General features: G+C 66.5%; 9 protein-coding genes, 4 tRNA genes and 2 rRNA genes (1 of these 15 cut by a window edge). All 15 read left to right on the top strand.

Translation table 11 applies throughout. The features are described 5' to 3' along the window. Positions 1 to 1202 (top strand): 23S ribosomal RNA (locus BM272_RS10885); it begins 1683 nt to the left of the window's first position. A gap of 90 nt (positions 1203 to 1292) precedes the next feature. Further along, positions 1293 to 1407, top strand: a 5S ribosomal RNA gene (gene rrf / locus BM272_RS10880). A gap of 57 nt (positions 1408 to 1464) precedes the next feature. After that, positions 1465 to 1995 (top strand): 3-hydroxyacyl-[acyl-carrier-protein] dehydratase FabA, encoded by a 531-nt coding sequence (gene fabA / locus BM272_RS10875; protein ID WP_143613244.1) that lies wholly within the window; start codon positions 1465 to 1467, stop codon positions 1993 to 1995. 91 nt (positions 1996 to 2086) lie between these two features. Continuing rightward, entirely contained in the window at positions 2087 to 2383 is a 297-nt protein-coding gene (locus tag BM272_RS10870; RefSeq protein WP_093428825.1) for a hypothetical protein, read from the top strand. 36 nt (positions 2384 to 2419) lie between these two features. Continuing rightward, entirely contained in the window at positions 2420 to 3382 is a 963-nt protein-coding gene (locus tag BM272_RS10865; protein WP_093428824.1) for a biotin--[acetyl-CoA-carboxylase] ligase, read from the top strand. Continuing rightward, on the top strand, positions 3370 to 4104 hold the full coding sequence (locus BM272_RS10860; RefSeq protein WP_093428823.1) for a type III pantothenate kinase: 735 nt from the start codon (positions 3370 to 3372) through the stop codon (positions 4102 to 4104). The genes BM272_RS10865 and BM272_RS10860 overlap by 13 nt, the downstream gene beginning before the upstream one ends. Positions 4105 to 4110: 6 nt before the next feature. Beyond that, complete coding sequence (locus BM272_RS10855; RefSeq protein WP_093428822.1) at positions 4111 to 5010, top strand: SPOR domain-containing protein; 900 nt, start codon at positions 4111 to 4113, stop codon at positions 5008 to 5010. A 54-nt stretch (positions 5011 to 5064) separates the two neighbouring features. Next, entirely contained in the window at positions 5065 to 5622 is a 558-nt protein-coding gene (locus tag BM272_RS10850; RefSeq protein WP_093428821.1) for a D-sedoheptulose-7-phosphate isomerase, read from the top strand. Then, positions 5619 to 7055, top strand: coding sequence for a bifunctional D-glycero-beta-D-manno-heptose-7-phosphate kinase/D-glycero-beta-D-manno-heptose 1-phosphate adenylyltransferase HldE (hldE, locus tag BM272_RS10845; RefSeq protein WP_093428820.1), 1437 nt, complete (start codon positions 5619 to 5621; stop codon positions 7053 to 7055). Before BM272_RS10850 ends, hldE begins: the two co-directional genes overlap by 4 nt. A gap of 30 nt (positions 7056 to 7085) precedes the next feature. After that, a tRNA-Thr gene (locus tag BM272_RS10840) sits at positions 7086 to 7161 on the top strand. A gap of 25 nt (positions 7162 to 7186) precedes the next feature. Beyond that, complete coding sequence (locus tag BM272_RS10835; RefSeq protein WP_093428819.1) at positions 7187 to 8377, top strand: GGDEF domain-containing protein; 1191 nt, start codon at positions 7187 to 7189, stop codon at positions 8375 to 8377. A gap of 40 nt (positions 8378 to 8417) precedes the next feature. After that, positions 8418 to 8502 (top strand) — tRNA-Tyr (locus BM272_RS10830). A 53-nt stretch (positions 8503 to 8555) separates the two neighbouring features. Then, positions 8556 to 8629: transfer RNA gene (locus BM272_RS10825), tRNA-Gly, on the top strand. Positions 8630 to 8670: 41 nt separating this feature from the next. Further along, positions 8671 to 8745, top strand: a tRNA-Thr gene (locus BM272_RS10820). Positions 8746 to 8809: 64 nt separating this feature from the next. Beyond that, positions 8810 to 10000 carry an elongation factor Tu gene (gene tuf / locus BM272_RS10815; RefSeq protein WP_093428818.1) on the top strand — a complete coding sequence of 397 codons (1191 nt, stop codon included), beginning with the start codon at positions 8810 to 8812 and terminating at the stop codon, positions 9998 to 10000.

Genomic DNA, 10000 nt, shown 5'->3' with positions numbered 1-10000 from the left:
GGTGCGCCTCTTGTACGTGAAGGCCCTTGCGGCCGGAGCGGAAGGAGGCCGCAGTGACCAGGGGGCTGCGACTGTTTACTAAAAACACAGCACTCTGCTAACTCGTAAGAGGACGTATAGGGTGTGACGCCTGCCCGGTGCCGGAAGGTTAAGTGATGGGGTTAGCTTCGGCGAAGCCCTTGATCGAAGCCCCGGTAAACGGCGGCCGTAACTATAACGGTCCTAAGGTAGCGAAATTCCTTGTCGGGTAAGTTCCGACCTGCACGAATGGCGTAACGATGGCCCCACTGTCTCCACCCGAGACTCAGTGAAATTGAACTCGCTGTGAAGATGCAGTGTACCCGCGGCAAGACGGAAAGACCCCGTGAACCTTTACTACAGCTTCGCGCTGAACTTTGAGCATGCTTGTGTAGGATAGGTGGGAGGCTTGGATGCCGGGACGCCAGTCCCGGCGGAGCCAACCTTGAAATACCACCCTGGCATGTTTGGGGTTCTAACCTTGGGCCGTCATCCGGTTCAGGGACAGCGCGTGGTAGGTAGTTTGACTGGGGCGGTCTCCTCCCAAAGAGTAACGGAGGAGCGCGAAGGTACCCTCAGCACGGTCGGAAATCGTGCAACGAGTGCAAAGGCATAAGGGTGCTTAACTGCGAGACATACACGTCGAGCAGGTGCGAAAGCAGGTCTTAGTGATCCGGTGGTCCTGAGTGGAAGGGCCATCGCTCAACGGATAAAAGGTACTCCGGGGATAACAGGCTGATTCCGCCCAAGAGTTCACATCGACGGCGGAGTTTGGCACCTCGATGTCGGCTCATCACATCCTGGGGCTGTAGTCGGTCCCAAGGGTACGGCTGTTCGCCGTTTAAAGTGGTACGCGAGCTGGGTTTAGAACGTCGTGAGACAGTTCGGTCCCTATCTGCCGTGGGCGTTGGAGACTTGAGAGGATCTGCTCCTAGTACGAGAGGACCGGAGTGGACGTACCTCTGGTGTTCCGGTTGTCACGCCAGTGGCACAGCCGGGTAGCTACGTACGGAAGGAATAACCGCTGAAAGCATCTAAGCGGGAAGTCCACCTCAAGATTAGGTCTCCCTGGACCCTCGAGGTCCCTGAAGGGCCGTCCGAGACTAGGACGTTGATAGGCTGGGTGTGGAAGCGCAGTAATGCGTGAAGCTAACCAGTACTAATTGCCCGTGCGGCTTGACCATACAACACCCAAGTGTCCTGGGCGATGCGTGCACGCAGCGCCGGCTTCCCGAACATGCAGACAGGCTCAAGACCTGTCGCATACCGTTTTGCCTGGCGGCCATAGCGAGGGGGAACCACCCGATCCCATCCCGAACTCGGAAGTGAAACTGCTCAGCGCCGATGATAGTGCGGGGTTACCCGTGCGAAAGTAGGTCACCGCCAGGCTCCAAACCTAAACCCCGCGCCGCGTTGTGCGGGGTTTTTTTTGTCCGGAGATCGGTGATGGAACCGAAACACGCCTACGATTACGACGACCTCCTTGCCTGTTCCCGGGGCGAACTCTTCGGGCCCGGTAACCCCCAGTTGCCAGCTCCGCCCATGCTTATGTTCGACCGGATCAGTCACATTGCCGGGGACGACGGCCGTTACGGCAAGGGCTCCATGGTCGCGGAGCTCGACCTCCGCCCCGATCTCTGGTTCTTCGAATGCCATTTCCCCGGCGATCCGGTGATGCCGGGTTGCCTGGGCCTCGACGCCCTCTGGCAGTTGGTCGGATTCTTCCTCGGCTGGAATGGAGGCGAAGGTCACGGCCGCGCCCTCGGGGCCGGTAACGTCAAGTTCTCCGGTCAGGTGCTCCCCGAAAACCATCAGGTCATCTACCGCGTCGACCTCAAGCGCGTGATCCGGCGGCGCCTCTTTATGGGACTCGCCGACGCCCGGGTGGAGGTCGACGGTAACGTGATCTACGAGGCGGAAGATCTTCGCGTGGGTCTCTTCCGCAGCCCGGCAGCGGCCGGACTCGACGGCAGCTGAACTTGCTCGCCGGGAGCCTTTACAAGGCCCGGCGAACCTCCTAGGGTTAATAACCGAGTAATTCACTCGGCTACCGCCAAGGGGGTTCGTCATGAACCAGGAAGAGCTCAATGACCGCTGCATCAAGCTGCTGCGCAGCCAGGGCGTGCAGAACCAGATGTGGCACCCGCGCATGTTCTGGGAGGTGGGAGCCCTGGATAACCCGACCTCCCAGGACCTGACCCGCCCGAAGGTCGACCTCTCCGAGCTCGAAGTGATGCTCGCCACGGCGGCCAATGAGCCATCTCTTTGTCGCGACGAGGTCAACGCACGCAGACCCGGGCGTGCCGAGTTCATCGAGCGCCATATCCGGCGAGGTGAACGGCCGCTTCTCGAGCATGCGGGTTGAGTCATAGGGCTGGGCGGGGTCTGGTAGACTCCGCCCATGACTACGCGCACCCGCCTCTTTCACTGCCTCTCGGATAGCCGCTGGCACACCGGCCCGTCACTGGCTCGTGAGTTCGGGGTGAGCCGTGCGGCCATTGGCAAGGCCGTAACCGCGCTCGAGGGTATGGGACTGATGGTGGAACGGAGCCGTCACGGCTACCGTATTCCTCCATCGACTCGCCCGCCAAGGGCGGACCTTGTCGCCGGGAGCCTTCCCCCCGGGGCTAGGCAGCAGCTCGCGAGCCTGCAGTCGCTCTACCGTACCGATTCCACGAACAGCTGGCTTCTGCGGCATCCCCATGCCCGTCAGGCCGGGGGGGCGCATATCTGTATAGCGGCCAGCCAGACGGCAGGTCGTGGGCGTTTGGGAAGGGTTTGGGATTCCCCCGCCGGCGCAGGGCTCTACCTCTCCGTCAGTCTGGTTCGGTCCGGGCTTCCGGCCCCCGCTACGCCGCTTGCCATCGCAACCCTCGTCGGCGAGGCGATCGAGGCCGTCGTCCCGGGGGCTCGGGTCGCGCTCAAATGGCCCAATGATCTCCTGTTACAGGGGGGCAAGCTGGGAGGCATCCTCATGGAGAGCCGTGGCGAATATGGTGGCCAATGGCAGCTGGTTGTCGGGATCGGCCTGAACCTCGAGCAGCCGGCCTTCGGCGGTCGGACCTCCCTCCGGGCGGCGGGCCTCCCGGTCCCCAGGGCCGAAGACCTCGCCGTTGGGCTCCTGTCGAGAATCCTTCCGACGCTGCCGTTGGTAACCGCGGATCCGGGCCCGTGGCTCGATGGCTGGCGCCAGCGGGACTATTATCGCGGCCGGGAGGTGCGGGTGCAGGGACCGGAGCAGATCTGGGAGGGCCGAGCGGCCGGAATCGAGGCTGATGGCGCCCTTTGCCTGGAGACAGCGGCCGGATTGGAACGGATCAATGGCGGTGACGTGAGTCTGCGAGAGGCCCAATGGACTGGGTAGTGGATGCGGGCAATAGCCGACTGCGATGGGCGGCGGTCCGGGCAGGCCGGATCCACTGGCAAGTGGCGGTGCCGACTGCCGACCCCACCGAGGTCGAGGCGGCCTGGGCCCGGGCAAAGGCGCCCTACCGTATCCTGGTAGGCGCGGTCGCCGGCCCCGACGTGCGGGAGACGATCCGTAGCACGGCCCACGCCGCCTGGCAGCGGGAACCGGAGCTCCTGCGGAGCCCCGGGTTCGGTTGGGGCGTCCGGAATGGGTACAGGGAGCCGGGGCAATTGGGTATCGACCGCTTCGCGGCCCTCGTCGCCGCCAACCGGCGTGCCCCTGCAGGCTCAGTCGTGGTCGATATCGGGACGGCCGTGACCGTGGATGTCCTTATCGCCGGTGAACACCGCGGAGGCTATATCCTCCCCGGGCTCGATCTCATGGCACGTTCCCTCGCGAGCGGCACGGCGGCCGTGGATACTGCGGCCCCGGACCCGGAAACCGCCGTCGGGCGGGACACCCCCTCGGCTGTTGGCCGCGGCATTGTCCACGCCGTGGTGGGTGCCGTGGCCGAGATCCGGGCCCACTTGGCGGCGCAGGGGCTTTCCGGGGTACCATGCTTCCTGACTGGTGGTGGCGCTCTCCTAGTGGCAGAACGCATCGCCCCGCCCCGGGACCTGCTCCCCGGACTGGTTCTTGAAGGACTGGCCCAGATGGCCGCCGAGCCCATGGACTGAAGACGCATGCGGATCCTCTTTCTGACGCTGCTGGTGCTGAATCTCGGCTTCCTGGCTTACCACATGGCCTTCGGGGGAGGCGATACAATCAGCGAGGATGTGGTCCTGCCCGGCCAGGATGTCGCGACTCTGGAACCCCTCCCGCCGCCCGAGGATTCCGGGCCGGAGGAGGATGCCGGCACGGGCCGGGCCGGGGAGGACGGGGCGGCTCGGGCCGCTGCTCGGGCCACCGCGAGCGCTACGGAGGGAAGGCCGGACGATGGCTCCCCCGATGCCGAGAAGGCGGAGTCGGGTGCGGCTTCCCGTTCGGGGGCCGGGTCGAAAGAGACGTCCGCGCCCGCACCGACCCCGGAGGTCGCCGTCCCCGAAACAACGGGGGGGTCTTCGGACCCCGGCGATCCCGAAGAGCGTGGCACCACCGGGAGCACCCGTCCCACCTGCTATGCGCTGGGCCCCCTGAGCCCGGAACTCCTCGATCGGGTCGAGGCCCGGGTTGCGGAGACTCCGTTGCGGATCGTGGAGCGCTGGCAGGGAGACCGTTCCGAGTCGCGGTACTGGGTCCACCTGCCCCCGGCCCCGGACATGGACGGCGCCCGGGAGCGGCAGGAGGCACTGAAGGCCGCCGGCTATCGGGACATCCTGCTGGTCCGCAATGGCGACATGGCCCGCAGTATCTCGCTGGGCGTGTTCGCCAATCGAGCCAATGCCTCCCAGCATCAGCAACGCCTCCAGGCGGATGGGTTTGATGCCCGGATCACCGAGCAGTCACGCAAGACCCGTGCACCTTTTCTCGGCCTGAAGGTGCCGGAGGGGGCCGGTGGCTCTGTGGCGGGGGTCCGGCGCCTCGTCGAGCAAGAAGAGGCCGCACTCACCGAACGGCCCTGCGATGGACTTCACCAGCAGTGAGGCCGTCGCCTGTTAGATTGCGCCCCGGAACCGGGGAGAGACTACCGGAGATCCATGGATATTGAAGCGAGCCTCAAGGGCCACCGCCGCGCCATCGAGGCGGTGGCCGACCTGGCCCCCGCTATCCACCAGGCGGCCGACCTCCTGACCCGGACCTTCGAGGGTGGCGGGCGAGTGTATGCCTGCGGTAATGGCGGCTCCGCCGCCGACGCCCAGCACTTCGCCGCCGAGCTTACCGGCCGTTTCCAGGCCGACCGACCGGGCTTCCCGGCCATAGCCCTGACCACGGATACCTCGGCCCTGACCTCCATCGGCAACGATTACGGTTTCGAGCGGGTCTTTGCCCGTCAGCTGGAATCGCTGGGCCGCTCCGGTGACACCCTGCTGGCCCTGTCCACCTCCGGCTACAGCCCCAACGTGGCCGCCGCGGTTGCCTCGGCCGCCGAGCGGGGGATGAACACCATCGGTCTCCTGGGCCGGGACGGGGGTCCACTGGCCACCGCCGTCGATCTGCCACTGGTGGTCGGGGTCGACGCCACCGCCCGGATCCAGGAGGCCCATATCCTGATCCTTCACCTCCTCTGCGAGGCGTTCGAGGGGGATCCGGCTTGACCGCAGCCCTGCCTGATTTCTCCACCGCCCGCGTCCTGGTGGTGGGCGATGTCATGCTCGATCGCTACTGGCACGGCCAGACCGGGCGGATATCGCCGGAGGCCCCGGTGCCGGTGGTCCGGATGCAGGAGAGCGAGGACCGGCCCGGCGGGGCGGCCAACGTGGCCCTGAACCTCGCCGCCCTGGGCCTGCGCCCGACCCTGGTGGGCCTGGTGGGAGCGGACGATGCGGGTGATCGTATCGGCCATGAGCTCGCCAACGCCGGCGTGGACGCGCGCCTGGTGCGGGTCCCGGGGCGTCCGACCATCACCAAGCTGCGCGTCCTTGCACGGCACCAGCAGTTGCTGCGCGTGGACTTCGAGGAGCCCTTTCACGACCTCGACCTCACCCCGCTGGAACAGACGGTGGCGGAGGTCGTGGGGGAGGCCGATGTCGTCATCCTCTCCGACTACGCCAAGGGCGCCCTGGCCGATCCCCAGCGCTTCATCCGCCTTGCCCGCGAGGCCGGGGCGAAGGTGCTGGTCGACCCCAAGGGCCACGAATTCGCGCGTTACCAGGGGGCGGACCTACTTACCCCCAATCTCTCGGAATTCGAGGCGGTTACCGGCCCCTGCAGCGACGAAGAAACGCTGGTCGCGCATGGCCGGACCGCCCTCGATGCGCTCTCGCTGGGGGCATTGCTGGTTACCCGCGGCGAGGCCGGTATGACCCTGATCCGTCCCGAAGGCGAACCGCTCCACCTGCCGGCCCGGGCGCGCGAGGTCTTCGATGTGACTGGCGCCGGGGATACTGTCATCGCGACCCTGGGCGCGGCCCTCGCCGCCGACCAGCCCCTCCCGCGGGCGGTGGCCCTGGCCAACGCCGCGGCGGGGCTCGTGGTGGGCCGTCTGGGGGCCGCGACCGTCAGTGCACCGGAACTGATGGCCGAGATGGCCGAGGCGGAAGAGGTTGGCCTCGGCGTGGTCAACGAGGAACAGCTTCAGCGAGCCGTGGCGGCGGCCCGGGAGAAGGGCGAGCGGGTGGTGATCACCAATGGCTGCTTCGATCTGCTCCATGCCGGCCATGTTGCCTACCTGGAGTCGGCCCGGGCCCTGGGCGACCGGCTCATCGTGGCGGTCAACGATGATGACTCGGTCCGTCGCCTCAAGGGGGAGGGCCGGCCTCTGAACCCGGTGGATCGTCGCATGGCGGTCCTTGCGGGGCTGCGGGCGGTGGACTGGGTCGTTCCATTCAGCGAGGATACGCCGGAGCGCCTGATCTGCGCGTTGTGTCCCGACTACCTGGTCAAGGGCGGTGATTACCAGCCCGACGAGGTTGCCGGCCACGAGTGTGTGCGCAGCGCCGGGGGCGAGGTGGTGATCCTCGATTTCGTCGACGGCCTCTCCACTTCCGAGATCGTCGAGCGCATCCAGCGCAATCCCGCCTCCTCCTGAGGAGGCACTGGTACCATGTGGTCCCATCTTGCTGGCGTAGCTCAGTTGGTAGAGCAGCTGATTTGTAATCAGCAGGTCGCGGGTTCGAATCCTGTCGCCAGCTCCATACATCCCGAGGGGGGTGCGTCGCGATGAGCGGGCGCTGGCACCTCGTGGCTGCCGCCCTCCTGTTCCCGGCCCTGGCAGTGGCCGTGGTAAGCGTCGTCGCGCGGTTACCCCTTGGCTCCGAGACCGTCCATTTCCTGGTCTACCTCCCCTGGGTTGGTCTCGCCCTGGCGGCGGGCCTGGCCCTGCTGTTCGGTCGTTACGGCGCCCTTCTCCTGACCCTCCTGCTCCTGAGTCTTTACCTGCTTGCCGGGCTGGCCATGACGGGCGCGGAGGCAGCCGCGATCCGGGAGCTCCTCGCCCTGGCCCTGGGTTCCAGTCTCCTGGTGCTGGCGATCCGGCCCGAGCCGTGGCCCCCGGCCCTGGTGGTCTTCCTCCTCGCGGCCCTGAATGGCGCCGGGGCGTGGTTGCTCGCGGGCGGCCGGTGGCCGGACGTCCGGGTCGCCCTGGTCGAGCCCCTGATCCCCGCCGGGGTCGCGCTGCCGGTCTCGGCGCCCGCCGCCCTGGTCCTCCTGGCCGGAGTGAGTGCCTACCTGGTGCGCGCCCTGGTCGGGCGCACCGCCGTGAGCATCGGCATCCTCGCCGGTACCAGCGCGGTGATCGCGGCCCTCCACCGCGCCACCGACCCCATGACTGCCGAGGTCGCCTGGACCATCGCCGGCCTGGCCATCGGCATTGGCGTCATCCTGGAGGGGCACCGGATGGCCTACCGCGACGAGCTGACCGGGCTCCCCGGTCGGCGCGCACTGATGGAGCGCCTGACCCGGCCGGGGCGGCGCTACTCGGTAGCCATGGTCGACGTCGATCACTTCAAGTCCTTCAACGACACCTACGGCCACGAGGCCGGTGACCAGGTCCTGCGCTACGTTGCGACGCGGCTGGCGCGGGGCGCCCGCGGCGTGCGGGTGTTCCGGTACGGCGGCGAGGAATTCGCACTCCTCTTCCCCGGTGCGTCCCTGGACCGTGCCTGGCCCCTGGCCGATGAGCTTCGGGCGGTGATCGCCGACAGTCCCTTCACCCTGCGCACCTCCCGCCGAGACCCGAGCCGCCGCGGCAGCGGGGGTGGACAGGAGGTGGGGGTGACCGTCAGTCTGGGGGTTGCGCAACGCCGTAGGGGGGAGCGCCCGACCGACGTCCTGGAACGGGCCGACGCGGCGCTCTACCGTGCCAAGGCGCAGGGTCGGGATCGCGTGGTTGCCGACCCCGACGGTGGTTGACACCCGGTTTTCACTTCTACAGAATAGCCGGCTCATTTACGGAGGGGTTCCCGAGTGGTCAAAGGGATCAGACTGTAAATCTGACGGCTCAGCCTTCGGAGGTTCGAATCCTCCCCCCTCCACCAGACATCGAAGAGTAGTAACGGGACAGGGCGGGCATCGCCCGCCTCGATTCCAGGCGGGTGTAGTTCAATGGTAGAACCTCAGCCTTCCAAGCTGATGACGTGGGTTCGAATCCCATCACCCGCTCCATTCCGGTGACAGTGGCCGCCCGAGAGGCGGAACCGGTTTAAGCCCATATAGCTCAGTGGTAGAGCACTCCCTTGGTAAGGGAGAGGTCAGCAGTTCAAATCTGCTTATGGGCTCCAGCTTCCCGAGGGGCGCCCGGTGGGGCGCCCGATCACGACAAGCGCAATCTGAGGAGCTAGGCCCGTGTCCAAGGAGAAATACGAGCGCACCAAGCCGCACGTCAACGTGGGGACCATTGGTCACGTGGACCACGGCAAGACGACGCTGACGGCGGCGATGACCAAGGTGCTGGGTGAAGAGCACGGTGGTGAGACGCGGGCGTTTGACCAGATTGACAGCGCGCCGGAAGAGAAAGAGCGCGGTATCACCATCGCCACGGCGCACGTGGAGTACGAGTCCCAGGGGCGTCACTATGCGCACGTGGACTGCCCCGGCCACGCCGACTACGTGAAGAACATGATCACGGGTGCGGCGCAGATGGACGGTGCGGTGCTGGTGGTTTCGGCGGCGGACGGCCCGATGCCGCAGACGCGGGAGCACATCCTGCTGTCGCGGCAGGTGGGTGTTCCGGCCATTGTGGTCTACCTGAACAAGGCGGACATGGTGGACGACCCGGAGCTGCTGGAGCTGGTCGAGATGGAGGTGCGCGAGCTGCTTTCCTCCTACGACTTCCCGGGTGACGACACTCCGGTGGTGCCCGGCTCGGCGCTCAAGGCGCTGGAGGGTGACACCTCGGACATCGGCATTCCGTCCATCGTGAAGCTGGTCGAGGAGATGGACGCCTTCATTCCGGAGCCGCAGCGTGCGGTGGACGGGGATTTCCTGATGCCGGTGGAGGACGTCTTCTCCATTTCGGGTCGTGGCACCGTGGTGACCGGCCGAGTGGAGCGGGGCATCGTCAAGACGGGTGACGACGTGGAGATTGTCGGTCTGCACGACACGGCGAAGACCACCGTCACCGGTGTGGAGATGTTCCGGAAGATGCTGGACGAGGGCCAGGCGGGCGACAACGTGGGTGTGCTGCTGCGCGGCACCAAGCGGGACGACGTCGAGCGTGGTCAGGTGCTGGCGAAGCCGGGCTCCATCACGCCGCACACGCGTTTCGAGTGCGAGGTGTACGTGCTTTCTAAGGAAGAGGGGGGGCGTCATACGCCCTTCTTCAACGGCTACCGGCCGCAGTTCTATTTCCGTACCACGGACGTGACCGGTTCGGTGGAACTGCCGGAGGGCACGGAGATGGTGATGCCGGGTGACAACGTCCAGATGACGGTGTCGCTGATTGCGCCCATCGCCATGGAGGACGGTCTGCGCTTCGCGATTCGCGAGGGCGGCCGCACCGTGGGTGCCGGCGTCGTCTCGAAGATCATCGAGTAA

It is taken from the genome of Thiohalospira halophila DSM 15071, assembly GCF_900112605.1.
GTDB classification, from domain to species: domain Bacteria; phylum Pseudomonadota; class Gammaproteobacteria; order Thiohalospirales; family Thiohalospiraceae; genus Thiohalospira; species Thiohalospira halophila.
The sequence above is the reverse complement of the archived record's forward strand: the minus strand, read 5'-3'. Positions and strand labels throughout refer to the sequence as shown.